This is a genomic window from Sporosarcina sp. QA0331 (assembly GCF_055808055.1).
The window spans coordinates 2,154,293-2,178,574 of record NZ_CM147850.1; the positions used below are offsets into that span (position 1 = coordinate 2,154,293).

General features: G+C 43.7%; 21 protein-coding genes. All 21 read right to left on the reverse strand.

Annotated features, from left to right (window positions below; all coding sequences use genetic code 11):
- Positions 1-271 precede the first annotated feature (271 nt).
- On the reverse strand, positions 272-1,333 hold the full coding sequence (gene recA, locus AC0L13_RS10820; RefSeq protein ID WP_473639456.1) for a recombinase RecA: 1,062 nt from the start codon (positions 1,331-1,333) through the stop codon (positions 272-274).
- 174 nt (positions 1,334-1,507) lie between these two features.
- Positions 1,508-2,761: a competence/damage-inducible protein A gene (locus tag AC0L13_RS10825; protein WP_473639458.1), complete on the reverse strand. Its 1,254-nt coding sequence runs from the start codon at positions 2,759-2,761 to the stop codon at positions 1,508-1,510.
- A gap of 12 nt (positions 2,762-2,773) precedes the next feature.
- On the reverse strand, positions 2,774-3,352 hold the full coding sequence (pgsA, locus tag AC0L13_RS10830) for a CDP-diacylglycerol--glycerol-3-phosphate 3-phosphatidyltransferase (RefSeq protein WP_473639460.1): 579 nt from the start codon (positions 3,350-3,352) through the stop codon (positions 2,774-2,776).
- Positions 3,353-3,406: 54 nt separating this feature from the next.
- Positions 3,407-4,276: a helix-turn-helix domain-containing protein gene (locus AC0L13_RS10835; protein ID WP_473639462.1), complete on the reverse strand. Its 870-nt coding sequence runs from the start codon at positions 4,274-4,276 to the stop codon at positions 3,407-3,409.
- A 17-nt stretch (positions 4,277-4,293) separates the two neighbouring features.
- Positions 4,294-5,091, reverse strand: coding sequence for a YmfK family protein (locus tag AC0L13_RS10840; RefSeq protein ID WP_473639464.1), 798 nt, complete (start codon positions 5,089-5,091; stop codon positions 4,294-4,296).
- Positions 5,092-5,284: 193 nt separating this feature from the next.
- The gene (ymfI, locus tag AC0L13_RS10845) at positions 5,285-6,013 is read right to left on the reverse strand and encodes an elongation factor P 5-aminopentanone reductase (RefSeq protein ID WP_473639466.1); all 729 of its coding nucleotides are present in this window, start codon (positions 6,011-6,013) and stop codon (positions 5,285-5,287) included.
- A gap of 2 nt (positions 6,014-6,015) precedes the next feature.
- Entirely contained in the window at positions 6,016-7,314 is a 1,299-nt protein-coding gene (yfmH, locus tag AC0L13_RS10850; protein ID WP_473639468.1) for an EF-P 5-aminopentanol modification-associated protein YfmH, read from the reverse strand.
- Between the two features lie 2 nt (positions 7,315-7,316).
- The gene (yfmF, locus tag AC0L13_RS10855) at positions 7,317-8,582 is read right to left on the reverse strand and encodes an EF-P 5-aminopentanol modification-associated protein YfmF (protein ID WP_473639470.1); all 1,266 of its coding nucleotides are present in this window, start codon (positions 8,580-8,582) and stop codon (positions 7,317-7,319) included.
- A 267-nt stretch (positions 8,583-8,849) separates the two neighbouring features.
- On the reverse strand, positions 8,850-9,809 hold the full coding sequence (locus AC0L13_RS10860; RefSeq protein WP_473639472.1) for an ABC transporter permease: 960 nt from the start codon (positions 9,807-9,809) through the stop codon (positions 8,850-8,852).
- Position 9,810: 1 nt separating this feature from the next.
- Positions 9,811-10,857 carry an ABC transporter permease gene (locus AC0L13_RS10865; RefSeq protein ID WP_473639474.1) on the reverse strand — a complete coding sequence of 349 codons (1,047 nt, stop codon included), beginning with the start codon at positions 10,855-10,857 and terminating at the stop codon, positions 9,811-9,813.
- A complete protein-coding gene (locus AC0L13_RS10870; protein WP_473639476.1) occupies positions 10,850-12,406 on the reverse strand; it encodes an ABC transporter ATP-binding protein in 1,557 nt (518 codons plus the stop codon). The genes AC0L13_RS10865 and AC0L13_RS10870 overlap by 8 nt, the downstream gene beginning before the upstream one ends.
- Before the next feature lie 159 nt (positions 12,407-12,565).
- Positions 12,566-13,633: a BMP family lipoprotein gene (locus AC0L13_RS10875; RefSeq protein ID WP_473639478.1), complete on the reverse strand. Its 1,068-nt coding sequence runs from the start codon at positions 13,631-13,633 to the stop codon at positions 12,566-12,568.
- A 169-nt stretch (positions 13,634-13,802) separates the two neighbouring features.
- Positions 13,803-14,531 carry a GntR family transcriptional regulator gene (locus AC0L13_RS10880; RefSeq protein WP_473639480.1) on the reverse strand — a complete coding sequence of 243 codons (729 nt, stop codon included), beginning with the start codon at positions 14,529-14,531 and terminating at the stop codon, positions 13,803-13,805.
- A 170-nt stretch (positions 14,532-14,701) separates the two neighbouring features.
- Positions 14,702-17,041: a DNA translocase FtsK gene (locus tag AC0L13_RS10885; protein WP_473639482.1), complete on the reverse strand. Its 2,340-nt coding sequence runs from the start codon at positions 17,039-17,041 to the stop codon at positions 14,702-14,704.
- Positions 17,042-17,146: 105 nt separating this feature from the next.
- Positions 17,147-18,814: a ribonuclease J gene (locus tag AC0L13_RS10890; RefSeq protein WP_473639484.1), complete on the reverse strand. Its 1,668-nt coding sequence runs from the start codon at positions 18,812-18,814 to the stop codon at positions 17,147-17,149.
- 245 nt (positions 18,815-19,059) lie between these two features.
- The gene (dapA, locus tag AC0L13_RS10895) at positions 19,060-19,953 is read right to left on the reverse strand and encodes a 4-hydroxy-tetrahydrodipicolinate synthase (protein WP_473639486.1); all 894 of its coding nucleotides are present in this window, start codon (positions 19,951-19,953) and stop codon (positions 19,060-19,062) included.
- Positions 19,954-20,045: 92 nt separating this feature from the next.
- Complete coding sequence (locus AC0L13_RS10900) at positions 20,046-21,074, reverse strand: aspartate-semialdehyde dehydrogenase (protein WP_473639488.1); 1,029 nt, start codon at positions 21,072-21,074, stop codon at positions 20,046-20,048.
- Positions 21,075-21,251: 177 nt separating this feature from the next.
- Positions 21,252-21,836: a dipicolinate synthase subunit B gene (locus AC0L13_RS10905; protein WP_473639490.1), complete on the reverse strand. Its 585-nt coding sequence runs from the start codon at positions 21,834-21,836 to the stop codon at positions 21,252-21,254.
- A 12-nt stretch (positions 21,837-21,848) separates the two neighbouring features.
- Positions 21,849-22,628 carry a hypothetical protein gene (locus AC0L13_RS10910; protein WP_473639492.1) on the reverse strand — a complete coding sequence of 260 codons (780 nt, stop codon included), beginning with the start codon at positions 22,626-22,628 and terminating at the stop codon, positions 21,849-21,851.
- Positions 22,615-22,890 carry a YlmC/YmxH family sporulation protein gene (locus AC0L13_RS10915; RefSeq protein WP_440499477.1) on the reverse strand — a complete coding sequence of 92 codons (276 nt, stop codon included), beginning with the start codon at positions 22,888-22,890 and terminating at the stop codon, positions 22,615-22,617. The genes AC0L13_RS10910 and AC0L13_RS10915 overlap by 14 nt, the downstream gene beginning before the upstream one ends.
- Before the next feature lie 65 nt (positions 22,891-22,955).
- Positions 22,956-24,200: a M16 family metallopeptidase gene (locus tag AC0L13_RS10920; RefSeq protein ID WP_473639494.1), complete on the reverse strand. Its 1,245-nt coding sequence runs from the start codon at positions 24,198-24,200 to the stop codon at positions 22,956-22,958.
- Positions 24,201-24,282 lie beyond the last annotated feature (82 nt).

Genomic DNA, 24,282 nt, shown 5'->3' on the forward strand with positions numbered 1-24,282 from the left:
GTCAAGGATTGTAAAGCTTCATGGCCTTTTATCTAGCTTCTATTGTTTCTTTATCAAGTGAAGCCACAGGGAATTCGCTGAATTAACGAAATCACCAGAACGGCTCCCTTTCCGCGGGCGTCGTCTCAGTCTCCTCGTCGCTCATACTTAGCTCCTTCGGGGTCTTCGGTCAACGCGCTGATCCCACAGGAGTGTCGCCTTTTCTGAGACTTTCTAAATGTCCTCAAAAAAACAGGCGAAGGGGTTTCCTTCGCCTGAATAGATCAACAAATTATTTTTCCTCTTCAACAAATAGATCCAGTTCATCTTCGTCGTCTTCGTCGTGGCCTGCAATGACGTAGTTGGCTGCAGCCATTCCGTAAGAGTCGCGGATTTTGTTTGCGATTTCAGCGCGGATATCCGGATTTTCTTTAAGGAATTGCTTGGCGTTTTCACGTCCTTGGCCGAGACGTTCTCCTTCATAGGAGTACCATGCACCGCTCTTTTGGACAACTTCCAATTCAGCGCCGAGGTCGACGATTTCACCTTCTCTGGAAATCCCTTCTCCGTACATGATATCTACTTCAGCAGTACGGAACGGAGGAGCAACTTTGTTTTTCACGACGCGGATACGTGTTTTGTTACCCATGATGTCGTTTCCTTGCTTGATTGCTTCGCCACGGCGTACTTCCAAGCGGACGGATGAATAGAATTTCAATGCACGTCCACCAGGTGTCACTTCAGGGTTCCCGAACATGACGCCGACTTTTTCACGGATTTGGTTGATAAAGACTGCAATCGTCTTCGATTTATTAATAGCACCGGATAGTTTACGAAGTGCTTGGGACATGAGGCGCGCTTGCAAACCAACGTGCGAGTCTCCCATTTCCCCTTCGATTTCCGCTTTCGGCACTAACGCTGCAACGGAGTCGACGACAACGATATCGATCGCTCCACTTCTAACGAGTGCTTCAGCGATTTCAAGGGCTTGTTCGCCCGTATCCGGCTGTGATAATAGTAATTCGTCAATATTGACGCCCAGTTTCTGTGCATAAACTGGATCTAGCGCATGTTCAGCATCGATAAATGCGGCTTGTCCGCCTGATGCTTGCACTTCTGCAATTGCATGCAATGCTACCGTTGTTTTACCGGAGCTCTCAGGTCCATAAATTTCAATGACCCGTCCTCTTGGATAACCGCCAACCCCTAATGCTGCATCTAGAGCAAGCGAGCCGGTAGAAGACGTTGCAATCTCCCGGTCGGTTTTTTCCCCCAATTTCATGACGGACCCTTTCCCGAATTGTTTCTCAATTTGTTTCAAAGCTTGGTCCAAAGCTGCTTTACGATCGCTCAAAAACGATTCCTCCCTTAAAAGGCGTTATTCTTTTCTTCCTATCTCTACTATACTCCTTTTATGAGAAATACTCAAACAAAAAACGAACGCTTATTCGATTTATTTTATCAAAATCTATTTTTAAATGAGAATGAGGGGGAAAAATCAATTTTAAATGAGAATAGGAGTCAAAAATTAATTTTCGGGTAAACGACTTTTCAATTCTTTTATTACGTAATAGAGTGCGAATCGAGCTGCACGTTTCCGATTAGCATTTCTGGAACCTGAAAGATCTAGTTTATACGTTTTCACTTCGTCATCTTTGTAAGCAATTCCGATCCATACTGTCCCGACTGGCTTCCCGTCATGCGGATCGGGTCCGGCAGCACCAGTCAATCCAATGCCTATATCAGAACTGAATTTTCGTTTCACACTCCGGGCTAGCGCAGCAGCGCATTCTGAACTGACAACGCCAAACTCATCAAGCAATGAACCCGGAATATCCAGTTGCTCTTTCTTCGCTTTCTCATCATAGACGACAACTCCGCCTATTAAGGATGAGCTGATTCCTGGTTCGTCTGCCAATTCAGCCATGAATAGGCCAGCCGTCAAGCTTTCCGCAGCAGCGATCGTAAGCCCGTTCCTTAACAGAAGCTCAGCTGCCTTCGATGACAATGTATCCTCATCTATACCATAGATGAATTGGCCGACTATTGAACGAATTTCAGATTCTACTGGCGTAATCAACTTATAAGCCGCCTCAACCGATTCCGCTTTTGCAGTCAATCGTAAAATGACCGAATCGGGTGATGCCAGAGGGGCTACGGTCGGATTTGTCTGACTATCCAAAATCGATTGGACACGATATTCAAGCTCGGCTTCGCCGATACCGTAAATTTTCAATACTCGGGAAACAATGACTTCCTTATTGCCGGAAGTTCCCAATAAATAAGGAATCGCTTCTTTTTCAAACATTGGCTGCATTTCATGTGGCGGGCCAGGCAATAAAATATAGCATTTCCCATTCTTTTTGATGGCCATGCCGGGCGCCATCCCATGATAGTTTGCCAAGACAGTCGAACCGCTTAGTACGAGAGCCTGCTTTTTATTATTGTCAGTCATCGTCCTGCCTGTCCGTTTAAAATACGCTTCAATAGATACTAATGCATCATGATCGCTTTCTAGTATAACGCCAAGTTTCTTGGCAATCGTTTCTTTCGTCAAATCATCTTTCGTAGGTCCCAATCCCCCAGAAAAAATGATGAGGTCGGCGCGATTTTGCGCAATTGTTATCGCTTCATCCAACCTGTTAGGATTGTCCCCTACGACTGTATGGTAATACACATCGATGCCGGCTTCAGCAAGACGCGCCGAAATGAAGGCCGCATTCGTATTTGTAATTTGACCTAATAGAAGCTCAGATCCTACTGCAATGATTTCCGCTTTCAATATGCCATCCCCTTACATGGAGTCGAGTAATACCCGTCGGTTTTTGTAAAAATAATCCGCTCCTGACCAAATCGTAAAGAATAAAGCAATATATAGCATGATAGTACCGAATGGGAAATTAATCGCTTCAAAGAAAATGTTATTCAGCAATAAGAAGGCGATTGCAACGAGCTGTGTCGCTGTCTTGATTTTTCCTAATTGATTTGCGGCAACTACTTCGCCGCCGCCTGCAAGAATAAGCCTCAATCCAGTGACAGCAAATTCTCTGCTAATAATGATGATAACAATCCACGAAGCTGCCGATCCCAATTCAACTAGAATGATCAATGCAGCCGAAACGAGAAGTTTATCAGCAAGAGGATCCAAAAACTTCCCCATGTTCGTAACAAGATTATGTTTTCTCGCCAAATGGCCGTCGAACCAATCTGTCGCTGCCGCGATAATGAACAGCAAAGCACCAATCAGATGCTCCACAGAGAGAGTGGTGCCACCGAAAGCAAACGATCCCATTCCAAAATCGACAACCATGAAAATGATGAATATAGGAATGAGTAAAATGCGGGATACCGTAATCTTATTTGGTAAATTCAATAGTCTCACTATCCTTCCGAATGAAAAAAGTCATCTTTGTAGATGACTATTTTTTCATTTCTCATATTCTATAAAAATATTTTGCGTAGATCTATCTGATACATATTCGAGTTTCTCTCCATTTACATAAATGTCCGTATATGGAGTGACAGCAACACGAATTCGAACAAATTGAACATCCGAAACATCCAACTCAATCGTTTCGCCGTCTTTCATAACTCTCGCACCTGGCGTAAGTTCTTCTTTGTTTTCATTCTGTACGCCAATCCACGTATCTCCGAACGTATCGATCTTCAGCTTGAATTCTTCGGCATCCGTCAAAGTGTATGTGGAATCTTCTCCGCTCGTATTTACATACGTAAGAGTTTGCTCCTTCACCTCTTCTTCAGGCTCAGGATCCGGCTCAGTCGCCGCTTCCTCGTCGGGCTTGTCTTCCGACACACCATCGTCCACATTGCCTGCCGGTGGCTGATTACTGTCCATTGTAATTGGTTGTTCCGATTCTACATCGAGTCCGGTATCTTTGGATGCACCTTTTTGGAAGAATGTCCATATAACAACAATAATGACAACAATAAATAATGCCACGATAATTTTGGGGATTACTTCATTCAGACGGCTGTTGCCTTTTATACCTCGGCTCCTCGTCATAGGAGGGGTAATTTGAGCATTCTCTTCTTCGAGTTTTTCATGCATTGCAGATTCTTTGTACAAAGATAACATTTCATCGGAATCCAAACCGACAGCTTCCGAATACTGTTTAATGAATGCACGCACATAGAAAGCGCCGGGCATCATGCTGTAATCTTCATTTTCAATACCGGAAAGGTACCGTTTTTGAATTTTAGTTATCGATTGCAAATCATCCAGTGAATATCCCTTAGCTGTTCTCGCCTCTTTAAGACGATCACCTAATCCGGTCAATTTTATCACCTGCCTGTTTAAAAGTTGAACGTACCAAATCCGCCCATCGGTCCGACATCGGACATCATATGGTTTTTCTCCATCATTTCATATGTAATTTCTTGGTCAGGATCTGTCCGTAATTCGATAATATAATCAAAATCCTCCATGTCATATTCAGAATGCTGAACGAACATGTCCGGATGCTCGACCACTTTGATGGAAGGCATACTCATCATTTCACGGACAAGCTGCATATGTCTTTCATCTCCGGATTTACGCGTGACGATTCCGTCGAGGATAAATATATTATCCTTTGAGAATTCATCTCCCGCCAAATTATTCCGCACGGTCTGTTTGATCATTGTTGAAGAAAGGAAAATCCATTTCTTATTCGCACACACACTTGCAGCGACGACAGATTCCGTTTTGCCGACCCTAGGCATCCCTCGTATTCCGATCAATTTATGGCCTTCCTGTTTGAACAGCTCTGCCATGAAATCTACGAGGACTCCCAATTCACTTCGAATAAATCTGAATGTCTTCCGATCATCGATATCCCGTTGGATATATCGTCCATGCCTCACTGCTAAAATATCGCGCAGTTTCGGTTCACGAATCTTCTTTACCTGAATGGTTTCCATCGTGGATGCAATTAATTCGAAACGTTTGATTTGATCGTCATTTTCCGTCCTGACAAGCATGCCGCGATGTCCTCCGTCCACACCGTTAATCGTTACGATGTTGACGCGCAGCATCCCCAATAATGAAGCAATATCTCCGAGCAAACCCGGCCGATTCACTTGTATCTCGTATTCGACATACCATTCACCCATTCGACACACCCTTTCGACCCTTTTTCATTATGAACACATAAAGCTGGAAGTGACTGTCCGGCTCTTATTTGGAGCGCTTCTATTTATAGGACGCAAAAGACGCAACTTAGTTCTATAATAGCGGATTCGAGGTGCGAAGAAAAGGAAAAAAGAAAAGGGGATAATTACCTTCCCCTATTATATATACCAACAGCTATATATACCAACCACCATTCAGCTTCAAAATCTCGCCAGTCATATAATCTGCCTTTCCGCTTACGAGGAAGCTTGCAAGATCTGCCACTTGCTCAGGTTGGCCGGTTGACTGCAAAGGAATTTGATCAATGACGAGCTGTTTATCCTCTTCCGACAACTCTTCATTCATTTCCGTCTCAATCCAACCAGGCGCAATGGCATTTACTCTTGTCCCGGTATATGCCGCCTCTTTTGCATATGCTTTGACAAATGCATGCTGGGCTCCTTTGACGGCGGAATACATCACTTCTCCTGCGGCGCCGGTATTGCCCCATATCGAGCCGATAAATAGGATGTACGAAACTGGATGGCTGCGCAATTGCGGCGACACAAGACTTATGAACAATGCAGGGTTTTGCATGTGCACTCGCCATAATGCATCCATATCATTGCTATTCGTGTCAGTCAATAATTTTAACATCGACTGACCTAGGGCGACGACAACTACTTGAACATGCCCGACTTGCTCTGCCAGCTTTTGTGCTCCGTCCAGTTCCGAAAAATCCGAATGGACGATTCGGAAGTCCCCATCTGGATGTTTTTCAATCAACGCTCTTCTCAATTCCGATGCGCGACTTTTGTTTCTATTGTAATGAAGATACAAGGACCATCCATCTGCCGCGAGTTTGCGGCTGACCGCTTCCCCTATGCCTCCGGATGAGCCAAGAACGACAGCATACCTCTTCATTTTCAGCCTTCTTTTGAGCCGGGAACAATCGTCATGACAGTATGGCTTTCTTCGTTGGAAATCGTCTTAAATGCATCCTGCAAATGTTCTAGCTTAACTTGTTCAAGGGTCGGCACGACATCGAATAAATTCATGCCATTGAAATTATATTGAGTAAACTGATTCGAAATGAATTCGATCGAGTTCAATGAGCGCATGAATTGACCGATTCTCCGTTTTCTCGCACGATTCAAATCTTCTTCGGTAATCGTCCAATTTTCCGCTAGCGATTTCAATGTACCTCGAACGGCTGCTTCTAACTCTGCTGGATTATCGGTATCTGATTCGACCATAGCAAATCCGAATCCCTTCTCGAATATGAAATCATAATGATACGTTTCATCGATCAAATGATCTTTATATGCTTTCGTGTAAAATTCGGATGTCCGGCCGAACAAAATATCGAGAAGAAGATTGATCGCCAAATCTTGGCGCAGCATTTCTTCGCCTTCCATCATTGTATGATTGCACTTCATGCCGTAATTGAATTTAGGACGAAGGACATCCATTTCAAGCACTGTTTTCTTCCTGCTCGCCTCATTCGGTTCTTCAGGATACTTCCTCGTAATTTCTTCCGGTTCCGTAAATTCCTTGCTGCTTTGATCTTTACGGATAAAATCCATCATCTCTTCCGGGTCCACTGCCCCAATGACGAAAACCGTCATGTTCGAAGGGTGGTAAAACGTTTCATAACATTCATATAGATGCTCGGCTGTAATTTCTTGTATCGTATCAACCGTACCCGCGATATCGATGTTGATCGGATATTCTTTATATAAGCTTTGGATTGTCCCGAAATAATTGCGCCAATCCGGATTATCATCATACATCGTAATTTCCTGTGCGATGATGCCTTTTTCTTTCTCGACTTTTTCTTCAGTGAAATAAGGCTCTTGCACGAAATCGAGTAGAACTTTCGTGTTTTCATATAAGTTGTTGGTCGTAGAGAATAAGTACGATGTACGTGTAAACGAAGTGAATGCATTCGCGGATGCGCCTAGGACGCCAAATTTCTGGAACACATCCCCTTCCTTCTTATCAAACATTTTATGCTCAAGGAAATGCGCTATTCCGTCTGGCACAGTTACAAAATCCTTCTTGCCTCTTGGAATGAACGTCCTGTCAATTGAGCCATATTTCGTCGTAAATGTCACATATGTCTTTGAAAATCCGCGTTTAGGCAAAATATAGACATTCAAGCCATTGTCGAGCCTTTCGTGGAATAATGTCTCTTGTAAATTATCAAACGTGATCTTTTCCATCATTACGCCTCTCTTCCCGACAATAAATAGATGAGTTCAAGGTGGATTTGTGATGCCATCTGTTTTACGTCTTCGATGGAGACCGCCTCCCATTTGGCAATCCATTTATCGGCTGTGAAATCCTCATCCAACTGTTTATACTGATCATACACTTCGATTTGACCTCTTGCAGAGTCGAATGCACTGCGGATACTGTTCGACAACAAGGCAACTGTCTGGTCAAGCTCCAAGTCCGATACGTTTCCTTTTTGCATTTCGTCAATCTGCTCACCGATCAATTTGACAGCCTTCTCCTCAAGTTCCGCATCAATCCCTGCCATTACATACACAATCCCGTAATAAGCCGCGTATGCACTGTTGACCGTGTATGCCATACTTTCTTTTTCCCGTACATTCATGAACAATTTACTATGTGCAAATCCACCTAACACGCCGTTTGCCACTTGCATTTTAGGATAATCTGGATGGAAGAACGAAACCGGAGTGCTATATCCGACTTGCAGCTTCCCTTGCTTCATGTCATGTCTTTCAAAAACTTGGCGGGCTTCATTGTTTTCAGTCTCTTTTTGTTCATATTGTTTTTTCGTCATTTCTCTTGCAGTAAAATCGAACATTGATTTTATTTTCTCAACGAGCTCATCTTCTTGGACATCGCCAACGACATAAATGTCGATTTCATCTTCATCCAACATTCTCTTGTATGTATCAAGGAGCGTTGCACTCGTTATGCTTTCAACATCCTCTTCCGTTCCGCTTGACGACATAGAAGCAGGATCATTTGGACGCATCAGCTCTAGCATGCGCTTATGGGCATATCTAGTTTTGTCATCATAAATAGATCGGATTCTTTCGATCACCGTCCGTTTTTCCCGGCTGACGATCGATTCATCAAAAGTTCCATCTTTGAAGTTTGGCTTGAAAATGATCGTGTTGACCATTTTCAACGCTTCATCAAATACGCCTGTCGTTGAGAGGTATTCATCGTTTACACATTCCATATTCAGCGATAAGATGTGTGAGCTGCCGCGCTTGCCTGCATCCATATAGAAGACGGTTCCATACAATTCATCCAACGCTTTCCGCAAATCACTTTGTTTTGGATAATCAGCGTTCGAATCTTGAAGTACATTTGATAAAACTGCCCGGTATGCTGCTTGTTTTTCATCTAGCTCAGCCAACCATTTGATAGACATTGTTATCGTTTTAAATTGTTCCGTCTTGCGGATATATAAATTAACTCCTTTTTGAAGCTCGACCTTTGTAAACATACGAACACCTCGTTTTTTCTTTATTATACGAATACCCTTCTACAATATACATTTCATCATATCAACAAGGCAAAATAAACGCTTTTTAAAACAAAAGCGGAGGGCGCCTGCTTAGAAGCGACAGGCATAAGGCAAAGATGCGAAGTGGCGCTCTTTCCACACAGCAACTTTGACTTATGACCCGAGCTTCTGGCGCCTGGAGCTAGACGCTAACGAATAAAAACGCCTGGACTCCAATTAATAGGAATCCAGGCGGATAAAAATCGATTATCTGCTCCCTTTGATGTAAGGTACACCGTTCGCTTTCGGAGCATTCGCCTTTCCGATAAACCCTGCCAAAGCAAGGATCGTCAAAACATAAGGCAAGATATAGAAATAAACTGTCGGCACATTTTCGATGAAGCTGATAGAACCGGCACTGATTGCAAGCGCTTGAGCAAACCCGAAGAAAAGGGCCGCTCCCATTGCACCGATCGGATGCCATTTACCGAAAATCATTGCCGCCAACGCCATGAATCCTTGGCCGTTGATCGTCGCATGACCGAAATCTCCAGTCATTGTTTGAGAATAGATAGCACCACCGATACCAGCTAGACCGCCGGACAAAATAACGGCTGTGTAACGGACTTTCGCAACATTGATCCCCATCGTGTCCGCAGCCATAGGATGCTCCCCAACTGAACGGAGACGAAGGCCGAATGGCGTCTTATAAATGACGAACCATGCAATTATCGCAATGAGTATCGCCAAAACGGAAGTTCCATATACCGATTTGAAAAACATCGGTCCAATTACAGGGATGTCTTGCAAAATTGGAATATTGACTCTCGGGATTTTCTTTTGAATGAAATCCGTCTGTCCTTTTCCGAACATCATTTTAACGGAAAACAAGGCAATCGCGATACCTAGCATATTGATTGCGACCCCGGAAACGACTTGGTCTGCTCGGAATGAAACCGAGGCTACAGCATGCATAACCGAAAATATCGCGGAAACAAGCATGGCAACTAATAAAGCTATCCACGGCGTCCATCCACCGAAGACATCTGCATAAGCCAAGTTGAAGACAATCCCTACGAACGCACCCATGACCATGAGGCCTTCGAGTCCGATATTGACGACACCGGAACGTTCAGAGAAAACGCCGCCGATAGCAGTTAGGATGAGAGGGGCTGCATAAGCGATCGAAGTCGGCACGATAAAATAAAGTGCTTCTAAAAAGCTCATGTCATTTCGCCTCCTTTTTCTTATTCAACCGTTGCAGTCCCACCCGGATGATATATCCGCAGGCAACAAAGAATATGATGAGTGCAATGACGATTGAAACGATTTCAAGCGGAATTCCTGCCGCATTCGGCATATTATTCGCTCCGTATTTCAACGACCCGAACAATGATGCTCCAAAGATGATGCCAAGTGGAGCGTTTGCACCGAGCAATGCAACGGCGATCCCGTCAAATCCGATGCCAGTGAATCCACCTTGGTTCGTCATACTTCCAAAAGTCCCAAGACCTTCCATAGCTCCTCCTAGACCTGCAAAAGCACCTGAGATCACCATGGATAAAATAATGTTTTTCTTAACATTCATCCCTGCATATTGGGAAGCGTTCTCGTTGAAACCTACTGATTTCAATTCGAAACCGGTTTTCGTCTTTTCAAGGATGAACCACATAACGACAACCATAGCAAGAGCGACAAATATTCCGTAGTGAAGAGTGGAATAGTCAGTTAAATTTGAAAGGAATTCCGAACGCAAGGAAGCGGTCGGCTGTATCCTTTCCGTCTTATAGCTTCCGCCGGATACCGTTTTGATCAATGCGTTAACGACATGAAGTGCGACATAGTTCATCATGATCGTAACAATAACTTCATGAACACGTAACGTCGCTTTCAAAATCCCAGGAATCAAGCCCCATAATGCCCCGGCAGCTGCCGCCGCTAAAAGTGCTAAAGGCAAATGGATATACATCGGCAATGTGAACGCCGAGCCGACGTACGCCGCGGCAAACCATCCGACCATGAGCTGCCCTTCAACACCGATGTTGAAAAGTCCGGTACGGAAGGCGAAAGCGACTGCTAGACCCGCAAGGATATACGGGCTAATTTGCCGGATCGTTTCACCGATTGCGTAGCTATCTCCGAAAATACCATTCCATAATGCTATATAACCAGCTATAGGATCATAGCCGCTGAAAAGCATGACAATAGCTCCGACGAGTAATCCAAGGATGATCGAAATGGCTGGCACTAAAATTTTGATTACTCTATTAGACATCTCGATCCACACCTTCTTTCATAACTTGCTGCTCTTTCTCGTCCTTTGAATGTCCTGCCATTAATAGTCCGAGTTCCTGTTCGTCCGTTTCTGATGGAATGACCGTATCGACGATCTGCCCATCGTGAATGACCGCAATGCGATCCGACACATTCATAACTTCATCGAGTTCAAAGGAAATGAGGAAAACCGCTTTTCCTTTATCGCGCTGTTCTATGAGTCTTTTATGGATGAATTCAATCGCCCCGACATCTAGACCCCTAGTTGGCAAAGCAGCAATGAGCAGATCGGGATCACGTGAAACTTCACGTCCGATAATTAGCTTTTGCTGATTCCCTCCGGATAAAGCGCGAGAAGGTTCGTGTTCGCCTTGAGTTCTGACGTCATATTCTTCAATGATTTTCTTTGCCTTTTTTGAAATGGCATCATATTGCATAATACCGTTCTTCGAATACGGCTCATGATAATACTCTTGCAATGATGCATTGTAGCCGACTGAGAAGTCAAGGACGAGGCCGTGTTTGTGACGGTCTTGCGGAATATGCCCCAATCCCGCTTCCGTAATTTTTCTCGGTTTCAATCCTGTAATATCTTTTGAATTAATCGTGATTTTTCCGCTTTTCACTTTTCGCAAGCCCGCAATCGCTTCAATCAATTCGGACTGCCCATTTCCATCAATTCCAGCCAAACCGACAATCTCGCCTTTTCGGATTGAAAGATTCAAACCTTTCACTTTTTCGACGCCCCTATAATCGACGACGACAAGATTTTCGATATTCAAAACTTCTTCCTTCGGATTAGCAGGACCTTTTTCCGTCTTGAATGTAACTTGTCTCCCAACCATCAATGTAGCAAGTTCTTCAGGGTTCGTTTCGGAAGTGACAACCGTTCCAATCCCTTGGCCTTTCCGGATGACGGTTACACGATCGGATACGTCCATTATTTCTTGCAATTTATGAGTAATGAGGATGATTGATTTACCTTCAGTGATGAGCTTCTTCATAATTCCGATTAACTCTTGTATTTCCTGAGGAGTCAAGGAAGCTGTCGGTTCGTCAAAGATTAGTATATTTGCACCACGATAAAGCGTTTTTAATATTTCTACACGCTGTTGCATTCCGACCGAAATGTCTTCGATTTTTGCATAAGGGTCGACATTCAATCCATACGTATTTGAAATCTCGGCAACCTTTTTAGCTGCGTCTTTAATATTAACGACGCCCATCTTTTTCGGTTCATTCCCCAAAATGATATTTTCAGTGACTGTCAAGTTCTCGACTAGCATGAAATGTTGGTGAACCATTCCAATTCCAAGATCGTTTGCGACATTCGGATTCGTAACATTGACCTTCTTTCCGTTGACGCGTATCTCGCCCTCTTCAGGTTGATAGAGTCCGAACAACACATTCATCAATGTTGTTTTTCCAGCTCCATTCTCCCCTAGAAGCGCATGGATTTCCCCTTTCCTCAACTGCAAGGTGATGTTGTCATTCGCTCGGAAATTACCGAATTGCTTCGTAATGTTCAACATCTCAATGACATGCTCCAATGGATTCACTTCCTTGTATAATAGTTTCTCTTTGTGATTGGATAATAAAATGAACACAATAAAAGGTTCTTTTGTATAAAAAACCTTTTACTCTATCATTTTATTACGGCTTTTCTCACAACAAAGGCCGGAATGAACCGGCCATTGTCATTGTAATTATTATTCTGCAAACTCAGGAACTTCGATCTCACCATCAGCGATCTTTTTAGCATATTCATCGACTTGCTTCATAATATCATCAGGAATCGCACCACGAGAATCTGCTAGTTTTACACCGTCATCATGAAGACCATAAACTTTTGTTTCACCACCAGGGAATTTGCCTTCCTTAGCAAGTGCCCCAATGTCTTGTACTGCTACATCTACGCGTTTAAGCATTGAAGTCATTGTAATGTTGTCATCACCGACTTGTCCTTCATCGTATTGGTCGGAGTCAACGCCGATTACCCATACGTATGCGTCTTTGTCAGCTGCTTTACGCTCTTTCGCTTCCGTGAAGACACCGTTTCCTGTACCGCCAGCTGCGTGGAAGATAATGTCTACGCCTGAAGAATACATACGGCCTGCTTCAGCTTTACCAAGTTCAGCTTTATCAAATGCACCAGTGTATTTTACGTCAACTTTGATATCTGGTTTTACAGCCGCAACACCTGCAACAAATCCAGCTTCAAAGCGTTCGATAACCGGGATTTCCATACCACCAACAAAACCGATTTTATCGGATTTTGTCATCAATGCAGCTGCAACACCAGCAAGGTATGCACCTTCTTGCTCTTTGAACAGGATGCTTGCTACGTTCGGCTGATCGACGACACCATCGATAATTGCGTAATTCGTTTCTGGCTGTTGTTCAGCGATTGTATTGATCGCTTCTTCCATCAAGAATCCTACACCGAAAACTAAATCGAAATCACGACGGGTAAGCGCATTCAAATTGGACGTATAATCCGCTTCACCTTTCGATTGAAGGTATGCGTAACCGCCGTCCCCTTCGCTCATGTTGTTGTTTTTACCGAATTCTTGGATTCCTTCCCAAGCGGACTGGTTAAATGATTTGTCGTCAACACCGCCGACATCCGTAACCATCGCTAGTGAAAAATCTGATTCGTTGTTTCCACCTGAAGTAGATGAAGAACCTTTGTTGTCTTTCTCCGTACCACAAGCACCAAGTAATGTACCTGCTGCTAGAACCAATGATAATGCAAGACCGTATTTACGTTTGCTCACCGATTGGACCTCCCTGTTTTTTATTTTGGTATTAAATATGACGTATGAACGTCTTAAATGCACACTCAAAAAGCAAACAGCTGACAGGCAAAATGACAGGCATTTATCGCATTACACTTATTGCCTGTCATTTCAACATTGCTTGCCGACTGCTTCAAGAATATGTGCCTTATACCCTTTTTCGGACAACATGGAAGCTGAACTTATCAGCTCTGAAATAGTTTTTAGAGTACAGGACCATTTCGCCTTTCTCGCTATAATGATGCTGAAGCAGCACGAGTAAAGGAATGTCAACTCCACATCTTAATATGGATGACGCTTCATCGTCGTACCCGACAGGTTCGATGTTCGCCACTGCCTGGACGATTCTGATGCGGCCCGATTTCTCTATCAGATCGAAAATGGATTCGTTCAACAAAACATCCGATCCACCTTCAAGATCTTTGGCAAGCACATGATCGACGCAATAAACTACAGGCTCTCCGTCCGCAGTCCTAACTCTTTTAATTGTTACTAGATTATCATTTGCGTCACATTCAAACTTCCCAATCATTTCATCATTCGGAAGACTTTCCTGCACTTCCATAAAGATCGTGCCAGGAACCATTCCGGCATCACAAATCATGGAGGAGACGCTTGAAAGCTGCTCAATTCCGGATGAAAATAATGGCCGCGGATTTACGAAAGTGCCAACACCGTGTTTACGGACGATTACTTTTTCCTCTTCAAGGACCCGCAATGCTTCACGAAGCGTAGCCCTGCTGACGCCTAGCTTTCTGGCAAGTTCAAATTCGGATGGAAACTTTTCGTTCTCTTTGAAAACACCGGAATCGATATCTTCCTTCAATCGCTCAATCACTTGCACATATAGGTGCCTTTGATCTGTTTTCACCACCATTTAAATCCCCCCTCCCGATGAGGTTAGACCTCAGATGTGTTACCTCATTTCCTAATCATCCATACTATATCATTTTCATACTCCAAAATAAACATCTGTTTTTCAAAAAAAAATGAAACTATCATAAATTCTTTCGAAATGTCCTGCTTTTGTCATGTTTTTCAAGTTTGTTACTCATAATTAACAGCGGATATCAGGACTTGTCTCGGCTTGCTGCCCTCCGGAGGACCTACGACGCCTCGCATTTCCATTTGATCAACAATTCTTGCAGCCCTTGAATAGCCGATCCGGAAACGCCGTTGCAGCATTGATACGGATGCGGTCTGCATTTCGATGACAAGTTGGACGGCCTCATCATACAATTCATCCGTCTCTTCATGCGGCTGCACTTCTTCTACTTCTGTCGGTATCATCTCTTCCTGGTATTGCGCTTTTTGCTGCTCAATTACGAAATCGACGACAGCCTCGACTTCTTGATCGGAAACGAAAGCACCTTGGACCCTGACCGGTTTGGATGCACCTGCCGGCAGAAACAGCATATCCCCGCGACCAAGCAGTTTTTCGGCGCCTCCCCCGTCCAAAATTGTCCTCGAATCAACCGCGGAAGAAACTGCAAATGCGATTCGAGAAGGGATATTCGCTTTAATGATGCCTGTAATAACGTCTACACTTGGACGTTGCGTTGCAATGATCAAATGGATGCCAGCAGCCCGTGCCATTTGGGCAAGACGTGTGATGGAGTCTTCTACATCACTTGAAGCGACCATCATCAAATCTGCAAGTTCATCGACGATAACGACGATATAAGGCATACGAGGATGCTTTTCGTCATTTTCTTCATTCCATTGTTCAATATGCTCGTTATACCCTTCAATATTCCGAGTTCCCGTATGAGAAAACAGCTCGTATCTTCTTTCCATTTCGGATACTACTTTTTTCAACGCCTGGGATGCTTTCCGCGGATCAGTGACAACCGGTGCTAATAAATGCGGAACACCGTTATAGACATTCAATTCAACCATTTTCGGGTCGATCATCATCATTTTCACTTCATGCGGTTTAGCACGCATCAAAATACTAATAATAATTCCGTTGATGCAAACACTTTTACCGCTTCCCGTCGACCCCGCAACGAGGACATGCGGCATTTTATTCAACTCAGCCATCATCGCTTGTCCTGTGACATCTCTACCGAGTACAATGCTCAATTTCGAGTCAGGCCGATTATTTTCCTTGGAATCAATTACTTCCCGCAAGCTGACGATTGCAACTGCTTTGTTCGGCACTTCAATGCCGACTGCCGACTTTCCGGGAATCGGTGCTTCAATTCTTATATCGCTCGCCGCTAAAGCAAGCGCAATATCGTCGGATAAGCTTACAATTCTGCTCACTTTCACACCTGTATCTGGCAGCACTTCATATTTCGTCACAGCAGGACCTAAATGGACTTGCGTAACTTTCGCTTTTACACCGAAGCTTAAGAATGTCTTTTCAAGTTTCTGTGCATTTGCATGGATGGAATCATACTCTGCCGATTGATCATTGGATGGCGTTTGCCGAAGCAATGAGGGCGGCGGTAAAATATATGAAACATTTTCCTCTTCGCCGGATACGCCCGAATAAGTCGGAACATCTCCGTCATCCGGTTCATTTGCAGGCGATGTCTCCACTTTTTTCTCAATGACAGCGGCATGTTCATCGCTGGACGGTGTCGGTTCAATCCGTTCATTGAAAGCGGAAATGATCGGTTTTGATACGATTTCATCCTGTTCCTCGACCGTGGCAACGATGCCGTTATCCGGCTTGTCCTCATTAGGCAGCGACTTCTTGGAACGGCTAGTTCTCGAAATGGCAGGCTGACTCCCTTTTTTAGGAGTCCTTTTTTCTTTTCGTTCCGTTTTCGATTTCAAAGAAGAAAGCATCTTCGGATAAAGCTCCGCTATATAAGGGACGAGTGCCTTTCCGGTGAGAAGTACGATACCGATTAATAAGAGAAGAACCCCTGCTACTGTTGCTCCTGCTGAATCGAATAAAGAATGGAAGAGCGCAAAAAGCAGCGCACCAGCCAATCCTCCCCCAAGAGCTCCACTTCTAGATGCGATACCATCATTCGTAATAAGGACTTTCCACGTCTCTTGAAAAGCCGAATTGGACATGAGCACTTTGCTCTCGTACAGCTCTTTGAACAAATAGATATGGCTAAATAATAGCAAGCTTGCCAGTATGAATAAGCTGCCGCCGACAATGCGGTTTTTCCAACCTACCGTCTTCCGTTTCACCATAAACAGAAGCGCCTGTACGATCAATAGAAGTGGAACAGCTCCATGCCAGTTCCCAAATAGTAGTCTTGCAAAAGAGGAGAGACCTCTCCCGACAAGGCCAAACTCAAAAATAATGATGATAGCGAAGCCGATCATCGTTAAACCGGCAACTTCGTATACTAATGGATGGAGGCCGTCATTATTCTTTTTGGACGTATTCTTTTTCTTTTTCTTTGATTTTTTTGACATGAAACTCCTCCTTTTACAAAAAGGATTTCCCGCCGTGCGGACGGCATGGAAATCCTTTTCTCAAGTTCTGTCGTTGTTTTGTTCAGATTCCGTTTTAGACCTTGCTCAGTATTCCATAATGATTGGAATAATCATCGGTCTTCTTTTCGTTTGTTGGAATAAATAAGAGCTCAATGTATCACGGATCTCTTGCTTTATGTTTGTCCATTCGAATGTATCTTTATTCACATACTTTTCCACTATCTTCCGTACAAGGTTCTTTGATTCATCTAGGAGCTCTTCAGATTCCCTCACATAGACGAATCCGCGTGAGACGATTTCAGGGCCAGCAGCGATCCTTTTCTGTCTACGACTTAATGTAATGACGACAGTGAAAATACCATCTTGCGACAAGAGTTTTCTGTCGCGCAGTACGATATTGCCAACATCGCCGACTCCGATACCGTCAATGAGGATATTCCCGGCTTGTACACGGCCGCTCATTCTCATCTTGTCATTTTTATATTCGACGATATCACCTTTGTCAGCGATGAAAATTTGCGATTTTTGCAAGCCGAGCTGTTGCGCAAGCTTTGAATGGGCAATTAGCATTTTATATTCCCCTTGGATAGGGATGAAATACTTAGGCTGCATCAAGTTTAACATCAGTTTCAAGTCTTCTTGGCTGCCATGGCCGGATACATGGACATTTTTCGAAGCAGTGATGACGTGAGCTCCCGCTTTTGATAATTCATTCGCCATTTGATACATGGACACTTCCATGCTAGGAGATGGCGTGAATGTAATAAGAACAGTATCCGTCTCTTTGATTTTGATGTCTTTATGAAATTTGCGGACGATTTTTTCGAGCGCTTCAAGCGGCTCGCCTTGATTGCCCGTAACGATGATGACGATTTGGTCATCAGGATATTTTCCGATGTCTTTTACGGAGATGACCGTATCTTCGTCAATTTGCAAATACCCTAACCGCATACCTACTTCAAAATAACTTTCGAGGCTCTTTCCGACGACCGCGACCTTTTTACCCGTTTCAAGCGCTTTATCGAATACTTGCTGAATTCGGATGAAATTGGATGCATACAAAGCAACGAGAATGCGCCCTTCGACGCTATGGAAAGTGTTGGACAAACGATCCTCTATGACCGACTCGGAAGTCGTATAGCCAGGACGTTCGGCTTCATTTGAATCTGACATAAGAATGAAGACGCCTTCTTCGCCTAAGCCAGCCATTTTTGCGATGTCCGGACGATATTTCCCTTTTGCAGATTGGTCGAATTTGAATTCGCCTGTATGGACAATCGCACCTTCACTCGTATGGAAAACGATTCCTAGAGAATCGGGAATGCTATGTGTCGTATGGAAGAACGTCACATATGTCTGCTTGAAATTCATCCGGCTTTTATTTGTCACTTCAAAAAACTTCACCCCTGCTGGTGCGGGCATATCTTTCAAATGCTCTTTCGCAAGGGCAAGTGTCAGTTTGGAACCGTACACAGGAGCTTGCACCTTCTGTAGAAGATAGGCGATGGATCCGATTGCGTCTTCGTGTCCATGCGTCAAGAAAATCCCTTTTACCCGCTCTTTATTTTCTTCGATGTATGTCAAATCTGGAATGACGATGTCAATGCCGAGCATTTCACCTTCCGGGAACATGAGTCCCGCATCGACGATGAAAAGTTCATCATCGATTTCAATGACATACATCGCCTTTCCGATTTCCCCGACCCCTCCTAGCGGGATTACTTTTATTACTTCATTTTTCGTTTTTGCCACATTGTTTCCTCCTATACTATGTTTGAAAAAGACTGGTGTTGGATCATGAACCGTCTATGTATTGTTATCTGGCATTTTTAAAATCGTCTATCGTTATTTAATTGAAATCCAACTGTCAAATTTTCAAATGATATATGTTGTTGTTTATTTGTTGAATACCCGTCCACAACGACTAAGTTTCATTATACGTGAGAATGCCCTTACTACACAAACAAAAAAAGCCGGTGACTGCTACCGGCTTTGTTTTATTGAAATACATACTCATTTTTTTTGAAATTATTCCATACTTTATCGAAGGCATCGGCGCCTTCTTTGAAACCTGCTAGTAACGGAAGACGCACTCCTCCGGTATCTACTCCCATCTTGGCAAGTGCATACTTGACCGGGACAGGATTTGGAGCGGAAAAGACCGCTTGGAATAATGGAAGTAACGTCCTATGCATTTTCGCTGACTTTGTCGTATCACCTGATTTGAATGCGTTGATCATTTGCTGCATTTCAGCCCCGACGATATGGGAAGCTACTGAAATGACTCCATATCCGCCGATTGATAATAACGGCAATGTCAACGAGTCATCTCCGCTATATACTTTAAATCCATTATCAGTTCCTGAAATAATATCGGACATTTGATCGAGACTTCCGCTCGCTTCTTTCACTGCCCGGATATTTTTAATCTTCGATAATTCAATTACGGTTTCAGCTTCCATATTGACCGCGGATCTGCCAGGGATATTATAGAGGAGTATCGGCAAATCCGTAATGCTTGCAATATGGGTAAAGTGAGCAACAATCCCTTTTTGGTCAGGTTTGTTGTAATAAGGAGTCACTAACATGATTCCGTCTGCACCTAGCTCATCCGCTTGCTTTGTCAGTTTGACTGTTTCTGCTGTATTGAAGGTTCCTGTTCCTGCAATGACAGGAATCCTCTTATTGACGATTTCAATTGCGTATCTGAAAATATCCGATTTTTCTTGATGATTCAACGTGGGTGATTCCCCCGTAGTTCCACAAACAATTAAGGAATCCGTCCCAGTTGCGATCAAATGCTCGATCAACTTTTCCGTCAAGTCAAAATCGATGTCTCCAGTATGTGAAAAAGGAGTGACCATCGCTGTGCCAATTTGCCCAAGTTCCATTCTGACCATTCCTTTTCATCGCTATTATGTTGAAACGATTGCTCCGGGTTTCCTTTACTACGTGACGGGACGGAACAATCGTTTCAAAAAAATTATTTAATTAATTCCTCTGCAATTTGAACCGAATTCAAAGCTGCACCCTTCAATAAGTTATCTGAAACGATCCACATATGGAATCCAGCCGGATGTTTTGGATCCTTCCTAATACGGCCGACGAATACTTCATTTTTCCCTTCCGCAAATAACGGCATCGGATACAATTGTGTAGATGGGTCATCTTGGACGACAACACCCGGTGCACCTTCCATGGCGGAACGGATATCGGCAACAGTTACGTTTTCATCGTTTAACTCGATATATACCGATTCAGAGTGCCCTGTTACGACAGGAAGACGTACACAAGTGGCAGTGACCGCCATTTGCTGATCGCCGAATATTTTTTTCGTTTCATTCATCATTTTCAATTCCTCTAAAGTGTACCCCGATTCATCGAAAACATCGATTTGCGGAATAGCATTGAAAGCAATCGGATAATGGCGTTCAGCAGAAGCGCTCGGCAGCAATTCCGCTTTAATAGTTGCACGTTCTGCGAATTGTGTACTTTGCTGAGCAAGTTCATCTATCGCTTCAGCACCCGCTCCCGATACCGCTTGATATGTCGAAACGATAATACGGTTGATGCCGAATTTTTCTTTGATCGGTTGAAGTGCAGCAACCATTTGGATTGTAGAACAGTTCGGATTCGCGATAATTCCTGAGTGGTCTTGCAATGTGTGCGGATTTACTTCAGGAACGACTAACGGCGTACCTTCATCCATTCTGAACGCACTCGTATTATCTATGACGACTGCACCCCGTTTCACCGCTTCGTGTGCAAACTTTTGAGAAATAGAACCTCCTGCACTGAAAAAAGCAATATCGACGCCTTCAAAAGACTCAGGCACAGTTTCTTCCACGATAAACGTTTGACCGCCTGCAGAAATTTCGACACCTGCAGAACGTTTTGAAGCTAGCAATTTTATCGATGTTGCGGGGAATTTTCGTTCCATAAGCTTTTCAAGAATTTTCGTTCCTACTGCTCCAGTAGCACCTACAATTGCAACATTAAGATTATCATTCATCATTTCAATCTCCCTTTCGTTTTAAGGACCATCGGATATATATACATATATTTGTTTATTAATGCAACGGAACAATAGCTCAATTATGCAAGAATAAAAACCTCACCCTACGTCCTGTAAGAGTTCATTGGAGAAATTATATCATATCTAGAAATTTTCTGCTTTGTATTTTTAATTTTATTTATGAATAATTAAAAGTGGTTGGAGTTGTCTGTGTTCAAGAGCAGCTGCTGCCGCAGGAACCATCAAAGTAAAATCGGAGATCAAGGAGTTCGGTTTCTTGAAAGGATCATCCTGGCCGAACGGGATGAAAAACACATTTTTCATATTCAACAGCTTCATGATGTTCGGACCATTCAAACCCAGAGCATCATTTGTCGAAATACCGAGCAAAACCGGGCTGCCGTTCCGCAAAGTTGCCTTTGCCGCCATTAAAACTGGAGAGTCAGTGGCCGCGTTGGCGAATTTGCTAATGGAATTGCCGGTCATCGGTGCGATGATCATGCAATCAAGCGGATTGCTGGGACCGAACGGCTCAGCTCCTACAATCGTTGAGACGACCTTCTCTCCTGTCGCTTCTTCGATTCTGCTGATCCATTCCTCGCCTGTACCGAATCTCGTCGCAGCAGTTAACACGGAATGTGTAATGATGGGAACAACAGTCGCCCCGTTGTCCTGTAAATCGCTAATGACCGGTAATATTTGGTCATACGTACAATGGGATGCCGTAATACCAAGGCCAATTCGTTTCCCTTGTAGCATCTTATTCCCCTTTCATCTACTATTCATCCTCAGCAACGCTTCTGACAAAGCCATTGCCGCATCTGCCGGAAAGTGTTTTCCCGGCAATCCGAGGTGTATTGTATAGTATTCATCAGGGGCATTGTCCCTTAGGCAACCGGGCGCGGATGCTAAATCATAAATGCGCAGTGTGGAATCGACTCCAACTTGAAGCCATTTCGCAGGTATCGTGTTCACGAGGATTCCTGTTAAATTTACCGTTTCAGTTGGCAACAGCATTGTTTTATAACCGTTTGCGGCTGCTTCCCCTAGTTGTTCCCTAGAACGTGCTAAAATCGTTACAGAGGCTCCTAGCGACGATAAAACAGCGGCTGTCGCTTTGCCGACTTTGCCAAAACCCGCAATATAAAAATGCTCACCTGAAATTCTTCGTTTTGCCGAAGAATAGTATTCGATCAAAAATCCTTCCGCGGTTAACACGGCATTTTCCCAGACGAATTCAACTTCTTTCAAATATGGCTGGATTGAAATGTCAGCTTCATGGAAAGGCGCCAGCCAATCCTGAGAGGCGACGCCTGGGTAAAGTATCGTATCTTTATTAATTTTCCCCACAGGGATAGTGCCTTCCATTTGTAAAATCGGAAAAACAATATGCTCTGGGGAGAATTCGTCAAGAATGTCAGATAACTGTTCCGAATAAACATTTCCATCATAATGGAGAACGTTGAAGCCATGTTGCTTCATAATTCGACTGCATTCCGATAATCTACGATCAGTTCCGATGAACAGCCAATTTCCGTCAATTGTCGTCAAGGTCAAATTCCCCCAAGCTATGCGTTTTTCCAAATAGGATGCGATGCTCACCAATCAACACAATTTCACTCCAAGGTATGAATTCTGTCGTTTCCTGTTCTTTGTTACGGAATGGAAACCTTCCAAATTTCTTTTTCACTTCAAAGCCGATGATCGCTCCAGTTTTTCGGTTGAAAATCAAATCGGTATCTGCAAGAAATCCATAACGGATTCCTTCTTCCACTTGGATTAGCTCTTTTTGAGCCATTTCGGATAGCAGCATAGTATTGCCCCCTTTTAAATGTCCTCGTTTATCATATGATTCAGAGAGGGCAAAGCTGCACATTTCTATATTCGGATCTTTTTCATCGCTTTTTTTGGAGCGATAATGGAAATCGCTCGTTCTTTTGCAAACGTCTCACGTGCAATTTTATTCACATCCTCCAGTTGCACTTTGTCGATCAGTCCGACTACTTCGTCAATCGTCTTATGCTCGGAAAGGATCAATTCATTCTTTCCGTTACGATGCATTCTGGATTCCGAACTTTCAAGACCTAGCAAGAAACTGCCTTTCAATTGCTGCTTCGCATTGAGCAACTCCTTCTCCGTAACGCCATCCGCCACGATTTCATCAATTAGCTGATCCATCGTCGAGACCATCTCTTCCAAATGTTCAGGTCCGGTTCCACCGTAAATGACGAATGAACCTGTCGACATGTATGATGAATAATACGAGAACACAGAATAGGCAAGCCCCTTCTCCTCCCGAATCTTTTGGAACATCCGGGAAGACATCGTCCCGCCGATAATACTATCTAACAGAATTAAATCATGCAGCCGGTCGTCAGTTATTGAAAGACCTGGATAACCAATGCAAATATGCGCCTGTTCAATATCTTTATATTTCGTTGTCTTGCCATTATGGAATACAGGAAGTAAGCCTTCACTTGCTTCTGTTGAACCTTTCTTGGTGAACGAATTGAAAAGAGTCTCAATGAATGTAATCAATTGATCATCGTAATTTCCTGCAATCGATATGACGACGTTTTCAGCTGAATAATGCCTCGACATGTACCGCTCGATCATTTCCTTATTAAAGGAATGAATCGTATCTTTAACGCCGCCTATAGATCTTCCAATCGGATGCTCAGGATACATGACAGACCAAAGTCGTTCATCTACATCATCATCAGGCGTATCTTCCACGGACGCAATTTCATCCAATATGACGGACTTTTCTTTTTGAATATCGTTTTCATCAAAACGGGAATTAAACAACATGTCGGCCATGATCGTCAGTGCCTCTTCCGCATGATGGTCAAGCACGGTCGTATAAAAGCAAGTCATTTCTTTGGACGTGTATGCGTTAATATCTCCGCCCATCCGGTCAAATTGCTCTGCAATCATTTTTGCACTACGCGTCGTTGTCCCTTTAAAAAGCATATGTTCAATGAAATGGGAGAGTCCCCATTCCTCTTCTGTCTCATCGTTGGAGCCGGCCTTTACGAATAGGCCGATTGCCAAAGACCGGACGTATGGCATCTTTTCATGAATGATTCTAACACCATTTTGACATATCTGTTTTTGTAGCAATTCTTTTCCCCCCGCTAATGAAAATAACAAAAAGCCTCCGTCTTCACACCATCGTAAAGAGGGGCTTTCCATTATCATATGC